We start from the raw sequence: 19559 nt of genomic DNA on the forward strand, positions 1-19559 counted from the left end.
TTATCTGCGCAAATACGAATTTTGCTCGCCTGAATGAATTTTATATTCCATTATAGTGTGATTATTATGAATTAAAAATTCTTGAGGTACAAAAATGAATCTTGGCTCACTTGTTTCTGAAACACGTAACCCGCAAACCATGGATCTGGACGCGCTCTCCACCCTGGAGCTGGTTAACCGCTTTAATCAACAGGATACGCTGGTCGCGCAGGCAGTGAAAGAGACATTACCTGAGGTGGCGAAGGCGGTCGATGCGGCGGCGGCGGCCCTCAAGGCCGGGGGGCGCATTATCTACATGGGGGCAGGCACCAGCGGGCGTCTTGGGGTGCTGGATGCCTCAGAATGTCCGCCAACCTTTGGGGTGCCGCATGGTCTGGTGGTAGGGCTGATTGCCGGGGGACCCGGCGCGCTGCTGAAGGCCGTGGAAGGGGCGGAAGATAACAAACAGCTGGGTGAGGATGACCTCAAGGATCTTAATCTGACGGCGAAGGATCTGGTGGTCGGGCTGGCGGCATCCGGGCGCACGCCGTACGTCATTGGCGGGCTGGAGTACGCCAGGCAGACCGGCTGCACCACGGTCGCCATCTCCTGTAACCCGGGCTCGCCGATTGCGCAGGTGGCCGCTATCGCCATCTCTCCGGTGGTCGGGCCGGAAGCGCTCACCGGCTCTACGCGCCTGAAGTCCGGGACCGCGCAAAAGCTGGTGCTCAATATGATCTCCACCGGCGCGATGGTGAAGTTCGGCAAGGTGTATCAGAACCTGATGGTGGATATGCAGGCCACCAACGTCAAGCTGGTGGACAGAGCCTGCCGCATGGTAATGGAAGCGACGGGCGCAGGCCGCGAAGAGGCTGAAGCGGTGCTCAAACAGACCGATCACGATGTGAAACCGGCCATTCTGATGATCTTAAGCGGGCTGGATGCGGCGAGCGCAAGAGCCAGACTCGCTGCGCATAACGGCTTCTTACGGGCGGCATTAGAAAACTAACAGAGGCGTCTATGGACAAAACAGCAGCGCTTGCCAGCGATATCCTGCAGGGGATTGGTGGGGAAAAAAATATTCAGCGTCTCGAAAACTGCATGACGCGCGTGCGCGTCGAGGTGCATAACGACGACCAGCTTGACGTGCCGCGCCTGAAGCAGCTTTCCGGCGTCAGCGGCTATGTGAAACAGGGCCAGCAGCATCAGCTGATCGTCGGGCCCGGCAAGGCGGCGCAGGTGGTTGATGCCATGCGCGCGCTGATGGGCGGCGGGGCAAGCGTGTCGATCGACGATGCGGAACGCACCAAAGCGCAGGCAAAGGCCAAATACAAAGCCCCGATGAGCGACGCGCTGCGACAGCTGGCAAACGTCTTTATTCCGCTAATCCCGGCGTTTATCGCCTCAGGCCTGATCACCGGGATCATCAACATCCTTAAGCGGCCTGATATTGTCGGGGATTTCGCCACGCAGTATCCGAACCTGCTGGGCATTCTCGGGATCTTCGGCAGCGCGGTGTTCGCCATCATGAACATTCTGGTGGGGGTGAATACCGCGAAGGTGTTTGGCGGATCGCTGGCGATGGGCGGCGTGATGGCGGGCATCTTGTCCAGCCCGCAGCTGGCGCAGATCACGCTGTTTGGCGAGGCGCTCCAGCCCGGCCGCGGCGGGGTAATTGCGGTACTGCTGGTGGTTATCCTGATGTGCTGGATCGAGAAAAGGCTGCGCGCGGTTCTGCCTGGCTCGATTGAGCTGATTCTCAACCCGCTGCTAACTACGCTCATTACCGGTAGCGTAGCGATTGTTGCCCTCCAGCCGTTAGGCGGGTGGATCTCGGAAGCCATTGCCCACGGCGCGTCTCTGGCAATTGACCGTGGTGGGTTATTAGTGGGCGCGGTGCTGTCGGGCACCTTCCTGCCGCTGGTGCTGACCGGTCTGCATCAGGGTCTGGTGCCGATCCACGTCGAGCTGGTGCAGGCGCACGGCTATAACGCGCTTCTGCCTATTCTGTCGATGGCGGGCGTGGGGCAGGTCGGCGCGGCGATAGCCGTACTGATGAAAACCCGCAACGCGCGTCTGAAAAAGGTGATTAAAGGCGCGCTCCCGGTCGGCCTGCTCGGCATCGGCGAGCCGCTGATTTTTGGCGTCACGCTGCCGCTGGGTAAACCTTTCCTCGCCGCCTGTCTGGGCGGCGCGGTAGGCGGGGCGCTGATCAGCTACTGGAAGGTCGCCACCGTGATTACCTTTGGCATTTCGGGTTTACCGCTGGCATTAACCATCGTGACCGGAAAAGTGATGCTCTATCTGTTAGGCTATTTAGTAGCGGTGTTCGCCGGGTTCCTGTTTACCTGGCTATTAGGATTCAACGACCCAGAGGAGTAAGGTTTGGCAAATCACGCGCGTCGCATTGTCTTTTTCGACCTCGATGGCACGCTGCATCAGCAGGATATGTTTGGTACGTTTATGCGCTACCTGCTGCGGCGTCAGCCCCTGAATGCGCTGCTCGTGCTGCCGCTCTTACCGGTTATCGGGATCGCGCTGCTGGCGAAAGGCCGCGCGGCGCGATGGCCGATGAGCCTGCTGCTGTGGGGATGTACCTTTGGGCACAGCGAGGCGCGGCTCAAACGGCTCGAAAAGGATTTTGCGCACTGGTTTCGCGGCCACGTTGCCGCCTTTCCGGTGGTGCAGGCGCGCCTCACTGCCTATCTCGACGCGAACGATGCCGACATCTGGCTAATTACCGGCTCCCCGCAGACGCTGGTAGAACAGGTCTACTTTGATACGCCCTGGCTTCCGCGCGTGAATCTGATTGCCACGCAAATTGCCCGCGGCTACGGCGGCTGGGTGCTGACCCTGCGCTGCCTGGGGCATGAAAAAGTGGTCCAGCTGGAGAAACGCATCGGTACGCCGCTGCGCCTGTACAGCGGCTACAGCGACAGCAAACAGGACAACCCGCTGCTCTATTTTTGCCAGCATCGCTGGCGCGTTACGCCATCAGGTGAACTCCAGCAACTCGAATAGTCTTATCCATAATCGGCGTGTATAATGCGCCCCGCTTTTCGACTGGAGTATCAACCGTTGTCCAACCCTGAACTCGACCATGAATACTGGATGCGCCATGCGCTTAAGCTGGCTCAGCGTGCCTGGGACGAGGGCGAAGTGCCCGTGGGCGCCGTGCTGGTCCACAATAACCAGGTGATTGGTGAAGGGTGGAACCGTCCCATTGGTCGCCACGATCCTACCGCGCACGCCGAAATCATGGCGCTTCGTCAGGGAGGGCTGGTGCTGCAAAACTATCGCCTGCTTGACACCACGCTGTACGTGACGCTGGAGCCGTGCGTGATGTGTTCCGGCGCGATGGTGCACAGCCGGATCGGTACCCTGGTCTTCGGTGCGCGGGATGAAAAAACCGGTGCGGCCGGCTCCCTGATGGACGTGCTGGGTCACCCGGGAATGAACCACCAGGTGAAAACTATCGGCGGGGTGCTTGCACCAGAGTGTTCGGGACTATTAAGCGATTTCTTTCGAATGCGCCGTCAGCAGAAAAAGCAGCAAAAGGCAGAATTGAAGCTGTCGGGCGATTAAGCTCGTCCGGCGCCACGACCGGGTAGCTTTGCGCCAGCTGGTTGGCCTCCGTCGCCTCTTTCTCTTTCTCCAGCAGATACCCGACCAGGCTTATCTGATATTTACGGATATTTTCCACGTAGGCGTAGGCTTCATGCCCGCGCGCGTAGCCGTATGTCAGCTTGTTGTACCATGGCTTCTGGCTGAGCAGCGGCAGCCGCTGCTTAACGTCTGACCAGCTGTCCGGGTTGCCTTTTGTTTTGGCCGTCAGCGCTCGCGCATCAAGCATGTGCGCGTAGCCCATATTGTAAGCCGCCAGCGCGAACCAGATCCGCTCCTCTTCCGGCACCGTTTCCGGGACTTTGGCCATCATATCCTGCAGATAGCGAGCGCCGCCGCTGATGCTCTGTTCCGCATCGGTGCGGTCATTCACGCCCAGGCTCAGCGCGGTGTTTTTGGTTAACATCATCAAACCACGTACGCCAGTCGGGGACGTGGCCTGAGTATCCCAGTGGGATTCCTGATACGAAATGGCCGCCAGCAGCTTCCAGTCAATCTCCTGGGCATATTTTTCGAACAGCGGCTGCAGGTCCGGCAGGACGCTGTCTACCGCGCGCAGGAAGCTGCGGGTATCAACGTAGTCAAAGTCATCACCGTGGCCGAGGTACTTCTCCTCAAGCCGCGCCAGGGTACCGTCTTCATTGATGGTGTTGAAGAAATCGAGCATCGCGGCAGAAAGGGTCTGATCGTCATCAAGCTGGCTAAACCAGGTGACGGGCTGCTCGTCGGTGACGTCCAGCGCCACGGCGATTTCAGGATGAACGCGCTGGAACAGGCTGATCGCGACCGAATCGGCGATGGTGTAGGGGACTTTCTGGTCTTTTACCTGCTCCAGCAGCTCCGTCGTGCCGAGTTTCGGATCCACCGTCCAGCTCAGGTCGGGAAATTTCTTCTCCTTGAGCTCCCGCAGATCCTCAATTACCACGTGACCGGGCGCAATCGTCAGCTGCGTATCGTTAATCGAGGCCAGCGAGCGCGGGCGCAGGCTGCCGACGCGGTAAACCAGCTGCTGCGAAACGGAGTAGTAGGTCGGGCCCGGCTGGTAGTTCTTGCTGCGCTCGCTGTTATAGACCAGCCCGGCGGCGAGCATATCGGCATCGTCGTTATCGAGGTCATCAAACAGCTGGTTAATATTCTGGCGGACGGTGATTTTTAGCTTCACGCCAAGGTAATCGGCAAACTGCTGCGCCAGTTCATAATCCAGGCCAATGATTTTGCCGTTGATGTCGCTGTAAATCAGCGGAGAGTTGAGGGTACTGACGCGCAATTCCCCCCGCTCCTGAATGGCGGCGATACGGTTTTCGGCTTTGCCGAACCAGGGAATAGAAGGCCAGAGGGCCACTGCCAGCAGCAACGTTACAATGCCGATGAGCAGATAATTAATCTTTAATTTTTTCAATTAGTTAATTCTCTGCGACGCCGGTTGCCTCAGTCTGCTGTAGCCATGTTAATAATCAGGTTTGCCATTGAATGAGCGGCATTTTGCGTAAACTTGCGCCACTTGGCAACCTATTAGAGAAGCTGGTCACATCTATTGTTAAATCTCTGCGGCAATTTTATTTCGACGCAAACGGTTTCGTCGACGCTCAGGATTCTCTATAATGACGCCCGTTTTCCCCCCTTGCGCACACTGAAAGCGCCCCGGCGCTTCGAAGACGAGAGACTTATGATGGAAATTCTGCGTGGTTCGCCTGCACTGTCTGCCTTCCGTATTACCAAACTGCTGGCACGTTTTCAGGCGGCCGACCTTCCGGTAAGCAATATTTACGCTGAGTATGTCCATTTTGCTGACCTGAATGCCCCCCTGAATGCAGAGGAGCGCGTCCAGCTGGAACGCCTGCTCAAGTATGGCCCAAGCCTCAGCAGCCATACGCCAACCGGCAAACTGATCCTTGCGACGCCGCGTCCGGGCACCATCTCCCCCTGGTCTTCCAAAGCCACCGACATCGCCCACAACTGCGGCCTGAGCCAGATTAACCGTCTGGAGCGCGGCGTGGCGTACTACGTGGAAGCCTCTACCCTGAGCGACGCGCAGTGGCAGGCGGTTGCGGCTGAACTGCACGACCGCATGATGGAGAGCGTATTTGCCTCTCTCGATGACGCGCAGAAACTGTTCTCTCACCATCAGCCTGCGCCGGTACAGAGCGTAGACCTGCTGGGGCAGGGCCGTCAGGCGCTGATTGACGCCAACCTGCGTCTCGGCCTGGCGCTGGCAGAAGACGAAATCGACTACCTGCAGGATGCGTTTGTTAAGCTCAACCGTAACCCGAACGACATCGAACTCTACATGTTCGCGCAGGCCAACTCCGAGCACTGCCGCCACAAGATTTTCAACGCCGACTGGATTATCGACGGCGAACAGCAGCCGAAGTCGCTGTTCAAAATGATTAAAAACACGATGGAGCAAACTCCTGACCACGTATTGTCTGCCTACAAGGACAATGCCGCAGTGATGGAAGGTTCCGAGGTGGGCCGCTTCTTCGCCGATCGCGAAGCAGGGCGCTATGACTTCCACCAGGAGCCCGCGCATATCCTGATGAAGGTTGAAACCCACAACCACCCGACGGCGATCTCCCCGTGGCCGGGTGCGGCGACCGGCTCCGGCGGTGAAATCCGCGACGAAGGAGCGACCGGTCGCGGCGCTAAACCCAAAGCGGGTCTGGTCGGTTTCTCCGTCTCCAACCTGCGTATTCCGGGCTTTGAACAGCCGTGGGAAGAAGATTTCGGCAAGCCGGAGCGCATTGTTACCGCGCTCGACATCATGACCGAAGGCCCGCTGGGCGGCGCGGCGTTTAACAACGAATTTGGTCGTCCGGCGCTGAACGGTTACTTCCGTACCTATGAAGAGAAAGTGGACAGCCACAACGGCGAAGAGCTGCGCGGCTACCACAAACCGATCATGCTGGCGGGCGGGATCGGCAACATCCGCGCCGATCACGTGCAGAAGGGCGAGATCGTCGTCGGCGCGAAGCTGATCGTGCTGGGCGGCCCGGCGATGAACATCGGCCTGGGCGGCGGGGCGGCTTCCTCAATGGCCTCCGGCCAGTCTGATGCGGATCTCGACTTCGCCTCCGTGCAGCGTGACAACCCGGAGATGGAGCGTCGCTGTCAGGAAGTGATCGACCGCTGCTGGCAGCTGGGCGATGCCAACCCGATCCTCTTTATCCACGACGTGGGCGCAGGCGGTCTCTCCAACGCCATGCCGGAGCTGGTGAGCGACGGCGGTCGCGGCGGGCGTTTCAGCCTGCGCGATATCCTGAGCGATGAGCCGGGCATGAGCCCGCTGGAAATCTGGTGTAACGAATCCCAGGAGCGCTACGTGCTGGCGGTGGCGGCCGATCAGCTGCCGCTGTTTGACGAGCTGTGCCGCCGCGAGCGCGCGCCGTATGCCGTCATCGGTGAAGCAACCGAAGAGCAGCATCTATCCTTAAGCGACACCCATTTCGACAACCAGCCGATCGACCTGCCGCTCGACGTCCTGCTCGGTAAAACGCCGAAGATGACCCGCGACGTCACCACCCGTAAAGCGGCGGGCAAAGCGCTGGACCGTCAGGGCATCACCGTGGCAGAAGCGGTTAACCGCGTGCTGCACCTGCCTGCTGTGGCAGAAAAAACCTTCCTGGTGACCATCGGCGACCGCACCGTGACCGGTATGGTATCGCGCGACCAGATGGTCGGCCCGTGGCAGATCCCGGTCGCTAACTGCGCCGTGACCACCGCGAGCCTCGACAGCTACTACGGCGAAGCAATGGCTCTCGGCGAACGCACCCCGGTGGCGCTGCTGGACTTCGCGGCCTCAGCCCGTCTGGCGGTGGGTGAAGCGCTGACCAACATCGCGGCGACGCAGATTGGCGATATCAAACGTATCAAGCTCTCCGCAAACTGGATGGCCGCTGCCGGTCACCCAGGCGAAGATGCTGGCCTGTATGAAGCCGTGAAGGCGGTGGGCGAGGAGCTCTGTCCTGCCCTCGGCCTGACCATTCCGGTGGGTAAAGACTCCATGTCGATGAAAACCCGCTGGCAGGAAGGCAGCGAGCAGCGCGAAATGACCTCTCCGCTGTCGCTGGTGATCACCGCGTTTGCCCGCGTGGAGGACGTGCGTCACACCGTTACGCCACAGCTTGCGACCGAAGACAACGCCCTGCTGCTGATTGACCTGGGCAAGGGCAACAACGCGCTGGGGGCGACCGCGCTGGCGCAGGTTTACCGTCAGCTTGGCGATAAGCCAGCCGACGTGCGCGACGTGGCCCAGCTGAAAGGCTTCTACGACGCCATCCAGGCGCTGGTGGCGCAGCGTAAGCTGCTGGCCTACCACGACCGTTCCGACGGCGGCCTGCTGGTGACGCTGGCAGAGATGGCCTTCACCGGCCACTGCGGCGTGGAAGCGAACATTGCAACGCTTGGCGAAGACCGTCTGGCGGCGCTGTTCAACGAAGAGCTGGGTGCCGTGATTCAGGTGCGTGCCGCGGATCGCGACGCGGTTGAAGCCATTCTGGCGCAGCACGGCCTGGCAGACTGCGTGCACTATCTCGGTAAAGCCGTTCCGGGCGACCGCTTCGTCATTGAAGCAGACGGTCACGCCGTGTTCAGCGAAAGCCGCACCACGCTGCGCATGTGGTGGGCGGAAACCACCTGGCAGATGCAGCGCCTGCGTGATAACCCGGAATGTGCCGATCAGGAGCACAACGCGAAGGCCAATGACCAGGATCCTGGCCTGAACGTGAAGCTCTCCTTCGACATCAACGACGACATCGCCGCGCCGTACATTGCTACCGGCGCGCGTCCGAAAGTGGCCGTTCTGCGCGAGCAGGGCGTTAACTCGCACGTTGAGATGGCGGCTGCCTTCCACCGCGCGGGCTTTGACGCGATTGACGTCCACATGAGCGACCTGCTGGCCGGACGTACCGGTCTGGAAGATTTCCAGGCGCTGGTGGCATGCGGCGGCTTCTCCTACGGCGACGTGCTGGGTGCGGGTGAAGGCTGGGCGAAGTCCATCCTGTTCAACAGCCGCGTGCGCGACGAGTTCGAAACCTTCTTCCACCGTCCGCAGACCCTGGCGCTGGGGGTGTGTAACGGCTGCCAGATGATGTCTAACCTGCGCGAGCTCATCCCGGGCAGCGAAGCCTGGCCGCGCTTTGTGCGTAACCAGTCCGACCGCTTCGAAGCGCGCTTCAGCCTGGTGGAGGTGACCCAGAGCCCGTCTCTGCTGCTGCAGGGAATGGTCGGCTCACGGATGCCAATCGCCGTGTCCCATGGTGAAGGTCAGGTAGAAGTGCGCGACTCTGCGCATCTGGCTCAGCTGGAGAGCAAAGGCCTGGTGGCGCTGCGCTTTGTCGATAACTTCGGCAAGGTTACGGAAACCTACCCGGCTAACCCGAACGGCTCCGCCAACGGTATTACGGCGGTGACCAGCGAAAGCGGTCGTGCGACCATCATGATGCCGCACCCGGAGCGCGTGTTCCGCACCGTGAGCAACTCCTGGCACCCGGAAAACTGGGGCGAGGACAGCCCGTGGATGCGTATCTTCCGCAACGCGCGTAAACAGCTGGGTTAAGTTTTAGCACCCTAACCCTTGTAGGCCCGGTAAGCGTAAGCGCCACCGGGCTTTTTTATGCGTGTCGCAAAACTGCGACAAAGAGGATATGCGACTGTCTCTAAAAAGAGACATTTAACTCGTTGATTTATATATAACAGGACGGGTTCCCGTTAAGGTGTTGCTTAATAGCGACACTTAGCCTGGAAATCATTCAACCGCTCATTAACAGTCTTTATGAGTAAAAATCATATATATCAATGTGTTAATATTTTGTTTTGCATTCTGGCACGAGTGTTGCATAATATTAAACAGTGGCTCATTCACCTTCTTATGTCAGCCCCTTCGGGACGCGCTACATAAACTTCGAATGACGCACAAAAAGGTGCCTGCCGTCCAACTACTGATCATAGCGATGCTTTATCAGGCCAGGGCGAAACGTCGAGTTAGGCACCGCCTCATTCCATGACAAAGCCGGGTTTTTACCCGGCTTTGTTGTATCTGAAGGGCAGACTCAGTTACGCTCTGCGTAAACCCCCGTAAAGAGAGTAATGCGTTGAAACGCTGGCCCGTTTTCCCCCGCTCCCTGCGGCAGCTCGTCATGATGGCTTTCCTGCTGATCCTGCTGCCGCTGCTGATCCTTGCCTGGCAGGCGTGGCAAAGCCTGAATGCGCTCAGCGCGCAGGCGGCGTTGACCAACCGCACGACGCTCATCGACGCCCGGCGCAGTGAAGCGATGACCAACGCCGCGCTGGAGATGGAGCGTAGCTATCGTCAGTACTGCGTGCTTGACGATCGGACGCTGGAAAAGGTGTATCAAAGCCAGCGTAAACGCTACAGCGAAATGCTGGACGCCCACGCGGGGGTTTTGCCTGACGACAAGCTCTATCAGGCGTTACGTCAGGATCTGAACGATCTCGCGCAGCTCCAGTGCAGTAACAGCGGGCCGGATGCCGCCGCCGCCGCGCGTCTTGAAGCGTTTGCCAGCGCCAACACCGAGATGGTGCAGTCAACGCGCACGGTCATTTTCTCCCGCGGCCAGCAGCTCCAGCAGGAAATTGCCGAGCGCGGCCAGTTCTTCGGCTGGCAGGCGCTGGTGCTGTTCCTGGTAAGCCTTGGGCTGGTCCTGCTCTTTACCCGCATGATCATCGGCCCGGTGAAGGGCATTCAGCGGATGATCAACCGCCTGGGGGAGGGCAAATCGCTGGGGGATACGGTCGCCTTTAAAGGCCCCCGCGAGCTGCGATCCGTCGGTCAGCGCATCATCTGGCTGTCCGAGCGCCTGGCGTGGCTCGAGTCTCAGCGCCATCAGTTCCTGCGCCATATCTCTCACGAGCTTAAAACGCCCCTGGCGAGCATGCGTGAAGGGACAGAGCTGCTGGCGGACGAAGTGGCAGGGCCCCTGACGCCAGAACAGAAAGAGATTGTCGAGATCCTGGATAACAGCAGCCGCAATCTGCAGAAGCTGATTGAGCAACTGCTGGACTACAACCGCAAGCTGGCTGACGGGGCGGTCGTACTGGAAAACGTTGAGATTGAACCGCTGGTGGATATGGTGATCTCCGCCCATAGCTTGCCGGCAAGAGCTAAAATGATGCATACCGGTGTAGAGCTCAATGCGCCGACCTGTCTCGCTGAACCCATGCTGTTAATGAGCGTGCTGGATAATCTTTATTCCAATGCGGTGCACTATGGTACTGAATCCGGTAACATTTATATCCGAAGCTATACGAAAGGTTCCCGGGTGTTTATCGACGTCGCTAACACCGGCACCCCGATCCCTGATGACGAACAAACCATGATTTTCGAGCCCTTTTTCCAGGGGAGTCATCAGCGGAAAGGTGCGGTGAAAGGCAGTGGTCTGGGCTTAAGCATCGCCCGGGACTGCATACGACGCATGCAGGGTGAGCTAAACATTGCCACGGACGAACGTTCGGATGTTTGCTTCCGTATTGAACTGCCCCTGAGCCGGAAAAACCAATAAAATGAATCTATGTCTGGTGAGTATGTCACACGTCTTTTTCCGCGCCGTACGCGCGGTGTTTTCCCGCAACGCGCTTCGCCTGAGCCTGCCCTGTTTATTTCTGGCAGGATGCGTTTCCCATGCGCCACAAAGCGCCATTAGCGACAAACAAGAAGATAAATGGCCCGACAACCAGGTGGCCGATTTCCTTTCGACCCGCTGCGACGACATCTGGAACCTGTCGGGCCATGACGTCGAAAGTAACCCGCTGTTCTGGCTGCGTGGCATAGACTGCGCCCAGCGTCTGGCGCCGGTCGACGCGCGCTCGAAGGCGGCGATGCTGGATGACGATACCTGGCAGGACGCGTTCAAGCGTGGAATTTTACTGGCTGATGCGAAAATCACCCCCGTTGAACGCCGGGCCAACGTGACCCGCCTGGACACGCTGGTGGTCACGCTTCCCGTACAGGTACGCCCTGTCTACCAGCTCTGGCGGGAAGGGCAGACATTACAGCTTCAGCTGTCTGAAGAGCGCTCCCGCTACAGCAGGCTACAGCAGTCAACCGACAGCGAGCTGGATACGCTGCGCCAACAGCAGCAGCACCTGCGAACGCAGCTGGACACCACGACGCGCAAGCTGGAGAATCTGACCGATATCGAAAGGCAGCTCTCATCGCGTAAATATCAGCCGGGGAGCTCATCCGCCGCGCCGGACAGCGATACGCCGAAACAAGAGGATGTGAAGCATGACGAGCCGTAAACCAGCCCATCTCTTACTGGTGGATGACGATCCCGGGCTGTTAAAGCTGCTGGGGATGCGTCTGGTGAGTGAAGGCTACAGCGTCATGACCGCGGAAAGCGGGCTTGAGGGGCTGAAAATTCTCAGCCGCGAGAAAATCGATCTGGTGATAAGCGACCTGCGGATGGATGAAATGGACGGCCTGCAGCTGTTCGCGGAGATCCAGAAGCAGCAGCCGGGTATGCCGGTGATTATCCTGACGGCGCACGGATCCATCCCGGACGCGGTTGCCGCGACGCAGCAGGGAGTATTCAGCTTCCTGACCAAGCCGGTGGACAAAGACGCGCTGTATAAGGCAATCGACAGCGCGCTGGAACATGCCGCCCCGGCGGGAGATGAAGCGTGGCGGGAGACCATCGTCACCCGCAGCCCCATCATGCTGCGTCTGCTTGAGCAGGCCCGGATGGTGGCGCAGTCCGACGTCAGCGTGCTGATCAACGGCCAGAGCGGTACCGGGAAAGAGATCCTGGCCCAGGCGATCCATAACGCCAGCCCGCGCAGTAAAAATGCCTTTATCGCCATTAACTGCGGCGCGCTACCGGAACAGCTGCTCGAATCTGAACTGTTTGGTCACGCCCGCGGCGCTTTCACCGGCGCGGTGAGCAGCCGTGAAGGGCTATTCCAGGCCGCAGAAGGCGGCACGCTGTTCCTGGACGAAATTGGCGACATGCCCGCGCCGCTGCAGGTCAAACTGCTGCGCGTATTGCAGGAGCGCAAAGTGCGCCCGCTGGGCAGCAACCGCGACATTGATATTAACGTGCGTATTATTTCGGCGACCCACCGCGATCTGCCAAAAGTGATGGCCCGCAACGAGTTCCGTGAAGATCTCTACTACCGTCTGAACGTGGTCAACCTGAAGATCCCGGCGCTGGCGGAGCGTGCGGAAGACATTCCGCTGCTGGCGAACCATCTTTTGCGCCAGGCGGCCGATCGTCATAAACCGTTCGTGCGCGCCTTCTCTACCGATGCGATGAAGCGGCTGATGGCCGCAGGCTGGCCGGGTAACGTGCGTCAGCTGGTCAACGTGATTGAGCAGTGCGTGGCGCTGACCTCCTCACCGGTGATCAGCGACGCGCTGGTTGAGCAGGCGCTGGAAGGGGAAAACACGGCCCTGCCGACGTTTGCGGAGGCGCGTAACCAGTTCGAGCTCAACTATCTGCGCAAGCTGCTGCAGATCACCAAAGGCAACGTGACCCACGCGGCGCGAATGGCCGGACGCAACCGCACCGAATTTTACAAGCTCCTCTCGCGCCACGAGCTGGAAGCAAACGATTTTAAAGAGTAATGCCGTATGGTACTGTGAGCAATCGATTACGAGGCAGCTTACAGGCAAGCGTTTAAGGACCCACCATGAAAAAGATTGATGCGATTATTAAACCTTTCAAACTGGATGATGTGCGTGAAGCGCTGGCGGAAGTCGGCATCACCGGGATGACCGTGACGGAAGTGAAAGGTTTTGGTCGTCAGAAGGGCCACACCGAGCTTTACCGTGGCGCAGAGTACATGGTCGACTTTCTGCCGAAAGTAAAAATTGAAATCGTGGTCAGCGACGATATCGTCGATACCTGCGTGGATACCATTATCCGCACCGCGCAGACGGGTAAAATCGGCGACGGTAAAATCTTCGTCTTTGACGTGGCGCGCGTGATCCGTATCCGCACCGGCGAAGAAGACGACGCCGCGATTTAACATTGCCAACGGTTTTGTAGGCCGGGTAAGGCGTAGCCGCCACCCGGCGAAAAAAGCCCCTCGAACGAGGGGCTTTTTGCATTACAGCACCTTATGCGGCCCGAAACATTCGTAATGAATGTTGTCTTTATTCACCCCCAGCGCTACCAGCTGCTTCGCGGCATACTGCATAAACGCCACCGGCCCACAGACGTAGAACTGCATCTCCGGTGCGCTAAACGCCCCTTCATGCTGGCTTAAATTCATCAAACCTTCGCTGTCAAAGCGGGCAGATGCGCGATCCGCCTCCGTCGGCAGGCGATACCACGTGTGCGCGGTGAAGCGCGGCAGGGACGCCCCGAGCGTGTTCACCTCATCCGCAAAGGCGTGCACCTCGCCGTTTTCCGCAGCGTGGAACCAGTTAACCTGCGCGCCGTGGCCAGATGTTGCCAGCGTATCGAGCATCGCCAGCATTGGCGTTTGGCCGACGCCCGCAGAGATCAGCGTAACCGGGGTCGTCGCTTCAACGGCCATAAAGAAATCGCCCGCCGGCGCGGCCAGATGGACCACGTCGCCCACGTTGGCTTCGTTATGCAGCCAGCTGGATACCTGACCGCCGTCCTCACGCTTCACCGCAATGCGGTAGCCTTTGCCGTTTGGTCTGCGGGTGAGGGAATACTGGCGGATCTCCTGATGCGGGAAGCCTTCAGGCTTCAGCCACACGCCCAGATACTGGCCAGGCTGGTAATCGGCCACCGGTTGACCGTCCACCGGTTCAAATTCGAAGCTGGTGATTAACGCGCTGCGCGGGGTTTTCTCAACGATGCGGAAGGCGCGCGTCCCTTCCCAGCCGCCGTTCTTGCTGGCGTTTTCGCGGTAGATTTGCGCTTCACGGTTAATAAATACGTTTGCCAGCACGCCGTAGGCTTTACCCCACGCGTCCAGCACTTCCTGGCCCGGGCTGAACATCTCGTCCAGCGTTGCCAGCAGGTGGCCGCCGACAATGTTGTACTGCTCGGGCTGGATCTGGAAGCTGGTGTGTTTCTGCGCGATTTTTTCCACCGCGGGCAGCAGGGCGGCCAGGTTTTCAATATTGCTGGCGTAGGCGGCGATGGCGTTAAACAACGCTTCACGCTGATCGCCGTTACGCTGGTTGCTCATGTTGAAAATCTCTTTGAGCTCCGGGTTGTGCGTGAACATGCGATCGTAGAAATAGGCGGTGAGTTTAGGGCCCGTCTCTACCAGCAGGGGAATGGTGGCCTTAACGGTAGCGATGGTTTGAGCGTCGAGCATGGCAGCGTCCTTCCGATGTGATTTTAATGATGTATTTTAAATGCATCTTATAAAAAATAGCCCTGCGGTGTAAAGGGTTCTTTGCGAGATGAAAAATATGCATCACAAACCTGAAAAGAAATCCGTTGAAATAAGCGAGTGCTTTATTCCTCAAACCCTTGCGTGGCGGGTAGGGAAACGTTTGCGTAAAATCGTTTGTCAAGACCTGTTATCACAGAACTATTCAGTTATACTGTTGCCCGTCGTCCAACAGGACTGCCTTTTCAGGCCAAAATTTACTTGTTAGCTGAGTCAGGAGATGCGGATGTTAAAGCGTGAAATGAACATTGCCGATTATGATGCCGAACTGTGGCAGGCTATGGAGCAGGAAAAAGTACGTCAGGAAGAGCACATCGAACTGATCGCCTCCGAAAACTACACCAGCCCGCGCGTGATGCAGGCGCAGGGTTCTCAGCTGACCAACAAATACGCTGAAGGCTACCCGGGCAAGCGCTACTACGGCGGTTGCGAGTACGTGGATATCGTTGAACAGCTGGCGATCGACCGTGCGAAAGAACTCTTTGGCGCTGACTACGCAAACGTCCAGCCGCACTCTGGCTCACAGGCTAACTTTGCGGTCTACACCGCGCTGCTGCAGCCGGGCGACACCGTGCTGGGTATGAACCTGGCGCAGGGCGGCCACCTGACTCACGGCTCCCCGGTTAACTTCTCCGGCAAACTGTACAACATCATCCCTTACGGTATTGATGAGTCCGGCAAAATTGACTACGACGACATGGCGAAGCAGGCGAAAGAGCATAAACCGAAGATGATCATCGGTGGCTTCTCTGCTTACTCCGGTATCGTTGACTGGGCAAAAATGCGTGAAATCGCAGACAGCATCGGTGCTTACCTGTTCGTTGACATGGCGCACGTGGCGGGCCTGATTGCCGCAGGCGTTTACCCGAACCCGGTTCCACACGCGCACGTTGTGACCACCACCACCCACAAAACCCTGGCGGGTCCACGCGGTGGCCTGATCCTGGCGAAAGGCGGTGACGAAGAGCTGTACAAAAAACTGAACTCTGCCGTGTTCCCAAGCGCGCAGGGTGGCCCGCTGATGCACGTTATCGCGGCAAAAGCGGTGGCGCTGAAAGAAGCGATGGAGCCAGAGTTCAAGGTTTACCAGCAGCAGGTGGCTAAGAACGCCAAAGCGATGGTGGAAGTGTTCCTGAACCGCGGCTACAAAGTGGTATCCGGCGGGACTGAAAACCACCTGTTCCTGCTGGATCTGGTTGATAAGAACCTGACCGGTAAAGAAGCTGACGCTGCCCTGGGCCGCGCCAACATCACCGTGAACAAAAACAGCGTGCCAAACGATCCGAAGAGCCCGTTCGTGACCTCCGGTATCCGTATCGGTTCTCCAGCCGTGACTCGCCGCGGCTTCAAAGAAGCGGAAGTGAAAGAGCTGGCTGGCTGGATGTGTGACGTTCTGGACAACATCAATGACGAAGCGGTTATCGAGCGCGTCAAAGGTAAAGTTCTGGATATCTGCGCACGCTTCCCGGTATACGCATAATCCTTCTGCTTTGCAGAAATAAAAAGGCCGCGCTTGCGGCCTTTTTTTATGGCTTAACGTCGGTCGAGGGAAATCGCCCCGGGGCCAACTATTGCCAGCAAAATAAACGCGCCGGCAATGCTGATATTCTTGTAGAAGTTAATCATATTCGGTACGACCGCGTCACCGGTCATATTCCAGTAGTGATGCCCAATCACCGCCGTACCCAGCGTGTAGAACACAAACAGCACCGCGATGGGGCGGGTGAAGAAGCCCAGCACGATCAGGATGGCGGCGGGCACCTCCATCACCACCGCAATAATGGCCGCCAGCATGGGCATCGGCGTTCCCAGCGAGGTCATGTATTGAACGGTGCCGCTAAACCCCGTCAGTTTAGGATAGCCAAAGATAATAAACAGCACGACAAGCGCGATGCGGCCAATGAGCAGCAGCAGGTGACGTGACTGGCCGAAATCGAGATAACGTAGTGAGTTCATGGCAGAAAAACCTCTGCAAGTGGAGTAATTTAAACGTAATACATATTTCCATTCCCTGCCATAAGCCAGGCGACTGCACGGGGTGTTAAATTTTCGTTAATTTATAGCAGGCTATCGACTTGCTTAATTTTTATATTCTCGCCAGACTATGGCCTCGATTTCGGGAGGGATTCATGGTCTTGCATTCCACGCGCTGGCTGGCGCTCAGCTATTTCACCTATTTCTTTAGCTACGGTATTTTTCTGCCCTTCTGGAGCGTCTGGCTTAAGGGTATCGGCCTTACTCCGGAAACCATCGGCGTGCTGCTGGGCGCAGGGCTGGTGGCGCGTTTCCTCGGCAGCCTGCTGATTGCCCCGCGCGTCAGCGATCCCTCCTTACTGATCAAGGCCGTGCGTATTCTCGCGCTGCTGACGCTGGTCTTTGTCGCCTGCTTCTGGATCAGCCACCAGTTTGCCTGGCTGATGGTGGTGATGGTCGGCTTTAACCTGTTCTTCTCACCGCTGGTGCCTCTGACGGATGCCCTGGCGAACACCTGGCAAAAGCAGATCACCATGGACTACGGTCGCGTGCGCCTGTGGGGCTCAATTGCCTTTGTCATCGGCTCCGCGCTGGTGGGCAAACTGGTTAGCCTTTACGATTACCGCGCCATTCTTGCCCTGCTGAGTATCGGTATTGCTTCGATGCTGCTGGGCATGCTGCTGCGTCCGTCGGTGATGCCGCAAGGGCAAAGCCGCCACCAGGAGAGCGCAGGCTGGCCCGCCTGGCGGAGTCTGGTCGCACAGAGCTGGCGTTTTCTGGCGTGTGTCTGTCTGCTTCAGGGGGCGCACGCGGCGTACTATGGCTTCAGCGCCATCTACTGGCAGGGGGCGGGATATTCTGCTTCCGCCGTGGGCTATCTGTGGTCGCTGGGCGTGGTGGCCGAAGTCATTATTTTCGCCCTAAGCAAAAAGCTGTTCCGCCGCTTTGGCGCGCGCGATCTGCTGCTGCTTTCCGCGATTTGCGGCGTGGCGCGCTGGGGGATTATGGGCTGGACGACGGATCTGCCGTGGCTGATAGTGGCGCAAATTCTTCACTGTGGCACCTTTACCGTCTGCCATCTGGCGGCGATGCGCTATATCGCCGCGCGCGAGGGCGGAGACGTCATTCGTCTGCAGGCTGTTTATTCGGCGGTGGCGATGGGAGGCAGTATCGCGATCATGACGGTCTTCGCGGGGTTCCTCTACCAGCATCTGGGGCATGGCGTCTTCTGGGTCATGGCGCTGGTTGCCTTACCCGCCATCGTTATTCGTCCAAAAGTGGCCGCGCGCGCGTCGCTATGATTCCAGCATGGCGCGAATATGTTCTTGCTGCTGCGCGTTCAATGTCTCAACGGCATGGATCAACGGCGGCGAGAACAGCGGCAGGGCGGTAGGGTAGGGGGTGATAACCAGCGCGGCCTCGCGCGGTGCCCCCTCTTTCTGGAAAGCCTGCAGCGTCAGGTAGCGAATGTTGAGCGGCAGAAGGGTTAATTCGCGCAGCTGCTGCTCAATCACCTCTTCACAGGCTTTATCCTCTCCGGTTAACAACACCACCTGTTTTTCATGAAGATCGGTCTCCTGCATCAGCCAGGCGCCAAAAATGACCGCCACCAGCGCCATTTCTTCATCGGAAAAACGCAGCCCAAATTCCGCTTCCAGCTCAAACAGCGCTTCCTTCGTGGTGCGTAACAGACGGGGATAGAGGCGGTGGATCTCCTCCGGCAGGCTATTGTCGATGCCGATCTCAAACAGCGAGCGGTCCAGCGCCTGAGCAAGATGAATATAGAGCTGATCGGTCAGCCCCTGCTCGTCGCTGAAGTTCATTCCGGTTTGCGAACGAAAACGGGCCACCATGCGCACGATGGCGCGGCGCAAGCGCCGATCCTGCTGGTGTTTATCAAGCGCCGGATCGGGCGTGCGGAGCATCATAAACAGCAGGGCAAGAAACAGCTGTTCATCTCCGTGGGCACCCTGCGGGACGCGCCGTCTCCAGTGGCGCACAATCTCCTGGGCCGTAAAATACTCTCCTCTCGACTGGGTCCAGCTGCGCTGAACGTGGGAGAACTGCGGCGTATTCCCGAGCTGGTGCTGAATAAGACAGTATTGCAGATAGAGCTGTAAGAACTGGACGTCGCGGCATTCAAACTGGCGCTGGAGCTTGCGGGAGCAGAAGCCGATCAGCGCCCGCAGGTTTGCATCGTCATAAAGCGGCCGCGCGATGCCGTGCTGTTTAAGTGCGGTTTTTAATGCGGGGGTAAACTGGTGCGAGACGAACTGCGGGCAAAGCCGCAGCGCCCGACGCAGCCAGTGCAGCAGGCATAAACGCTGATTCAGGGCTGTACCTTCAATCCGGTAGCTGCCGTCGTGGTGCGTGACGATATCCAGCCGATGATAGCGCTGGATTTCATCGCGCGTCTCGGCTATATCTTGCCGTGCCAGCGCGTCGTCAACCCCGTTGGCAGCAATTATGCTCTGTGCGGTGACGGCAGCATCGGGCAGGTAAAGCATCAAAAGCACCTGGCAGCGGCGCTGCGAACTGGAAAGCACAGATGGAATTTCAAGCGTCGTCATCATCTGTCGGGTATCCAGTGAGAATGTTTGATAAGAATAGCTAAAGGATGAGCGCTGAAAAGCGCGCCGGCAGGCCTT

General features: G+C 58.4%; 15 protein-coding genes. 11 read left to right on the plus strand and 4 right to left on the minus strand.

Going from position 1 to position 19559, the window contains the following annotated elements; all coding sequences use genetic code 11:
* Window positions 1-94: 94 nt before the first annotated feature.
* From murQ to tadA, 4 genes are read left to right on the plus strand one after another with little or no spacing between them, the layout of a single operon-like run.
* On the plus strand, window positions 95-988 hold the full coding sequence (gene murQ, locus ACMWKK_RS16475; RefSeq protein ID WP_112779923.1) for an N-acetylmuramic acid 6-phosphate etherase: 894 nt from the start codon (window positions 95-97) through the stop codon (window positions 986-988).
* A gap of 11 nt (window positions 989-999) precedes the next feature.
* A complete protein-coding gene (locus ACMWKK_RS16480) occupies window positions 1000-2361 on the plus strand; it encodes a PTS transporter subunit EIIC (protein ID WP_112779922.1) in 1362 nt (453 codons plus the stop codon).
* A gap of 3 nt (window positions 2362-2364) precedes the next feature.
* Complete coding sequence (yfhb, locus tag ACMWKK_RS16485; protein WP_045326093.1) at window positions 2365-3000, plus strand: phosphatidylglycerophosphatase C; 636 nt, start codon at window positions 2365-2367, stop codon at window positions 2998-3000.
* Window positions 3001-3057: 57 nt separating this feature from the next.
* Window positions 3058-3564: a tRNA adenosine(34) deaminase TadA gene (tadA, locus tag ACMWKK_RS16490; protein ID WP_045326090.1), complete on the plus strand. Its 507-nt coding sequence runs from the start codon at window positions 3058-3060 to the stop codon at window positions 3562-3564.
* Here the strand turns inward: tadA and mltF are convergent.
* Complete coding sequence (gene mltF / locus ACMWKK_RS16495; RefSeq protein WP_045326088.1) at window positions 3452-5002, minus strand: membrane-bound lytic murein transglycosylase MltF; 1551 nt, start codon at window positions 5000-5002, stop codon at window positions 3452-3454. The two genes, tadA and mltF, sit on opposite strands and share 113 nt — an antisense overlap.
* Before the next feature lie 267 nt (window positions 5003-5269).
* Here mltF and purL point away from each other — a divergent pair, with 267 nt between their 5' ends.
* The 5 genes from purL to glnB all read left to right on the plus strand — a co-directional run bounded on the left by purL (window position 5270) and on the right by glnB (window position 13587).
* Entirely contained in the window at window positions 5270-9157 is a 3888-nt protein-coding gene (gene purL, locus ACMWKK_RS16500; RefSeq protein ID WP_112779919.1) for a phosphoribosylformylglycinamidine synthase, read from the plus strand.
* A gap of 535 nt (window positions 9158-9692) precedes the next feature.
* Complete coding sequence (gene qseE / locus ACMWKK_RS16505; protein WP_112779918.1) at window positions 9693-11120, plus strand: two component system sensor histidine kinase QseE/GlrK; 1428 nt, start codon at window positions 9693-9695, stop codon at window positions 11118-11120.
* A 1-nt stretch (window position 11121) separates the two neighbouring features.
* Window positions 11122-11859 (plus strand): two-component system QseEF-associated lipoprotein QseG, encoded by a 738-nt coding sequence (gene qseG / locus ACMWKK_RS16510; RefSeq protein WP_045326082.1) that lies wholly within the window; start codon window positions 11122-11124, stop codon window positions 11857-11859.
* Entirely contained in the window at window positions 11846-13183 is a 1338-nt protein-coding gene (glrR, locus tag ACMWKK_RS16515; protein ID WP_112779917.1) for a two-component system response regulator GlrR, read from the plus strand. The genes qseG and glrR overlap by 14 nt, the downstream gene beginning before the upstream one ends.
* Window positions 13184-13248: 65 nt before the next feature.
* The gene (glnB, locus tag ACMWKK_RS16520) at window positions 13249-13587 is read left to right on the plus strand and encodes a nitrogen regulatory protein P-II (RefSeq protein ID WP_003860685.1); all 339 of its coding nucleotides are present in this window, start codon (window positions 13249-13251) and stop codon (window positions 13585-13587) included.
* An 81-nt stretch (window positions 13588-13668) separates the two neighbouring features.
* Here the strand turns inward: glnB and hmpA are convergent, their stop codons facing one another.
* Window positions 13669-14859, minus strand: coding sequence for an NO-inducible flavohemoprotein (gene hmpA, locus ACMWKK_RS16525; protein ID WP_112779916.1), 1191 nt, complete (start codon window positions 14857-14859; stop codon window positions 13669-13671).
* Between the two features lie 304 nt (window positions 14860-15163).
* Between hmpA and glyA the strand changes: the two genes are divergently transcribed.
* Window positions 15164-16417: a serine hydroxymethyltransferase gene (gene glyA / locus ACMWKK_RS16530; RefSeq protein WP_006811549.1), complete on the plus strand. Its 1254-nt coding sequence runs from the start codon at window positions 15164-15166 to the stop codon at window positions 16415-16417.
* A gap of 53 nt (window positions 16418-16470) precedes the next feature.
* On the opposite strand, the gene ACMWKK_RS16535 is transcribed toward glyA, so the two are convergent.
* The gene (locus tag ACMWKK_RS16535; protein WP_045326074.1) at window positions 16471-16893 is read right to left on the minus strand and encodes a DoxX family protein; all 423 of its coding nucleotides are present in this window, start codon (window positions 16891-16893) and stop codon (window positions 16471-16473) included.
* A gap of 173 nt (window positions 16894-17066) precedes the next feature.
* Between ACMWKK_RS16535 and ACMWKK_RS16540 the strand changes: the two genes are divergently transcribed.
* Complete coding sequence (locus ACMWKK_RS16540; protein WP_112779915.1) at window positions 17067-18212, plus strand: 3-phenylpropionate MFS transporter; 1146 nt, start codon at window positions 17067-17069, stop codon at window positions 18210-18212.
* Here the strand turns inward: ACMWKK_RS16540 and csiE are convergent.
* Window positions 18207-19484 (minus strand): stationary phase inducible protein CsiE, encoded by a 1278-nt coding sequence (gene csiE, locus ACMWKK_RS16545; protein WP_112779914.1) that lies wholly within the window; start codon window positions 19482-19484, stop codon window positions 18207-18209. The two genes, ACMWKK_RS16540 and csiE, sit on opposite strands and share 6 nt — an antisense overlap.
* Window positions 19485-19559: the final 75 nt, after the last annotated feature.

Source organism: Enterobacter sp. 01-M-03-SI-ECC, assembly GCF_047530215.1.
Taxonomy (GTDB): Bacteria; Pseudomonadota; Gammaproteobacteria; order Enterobacterales; family Enterobacteriaceae; genus Enterobacter; species Enterobacter chengduensis.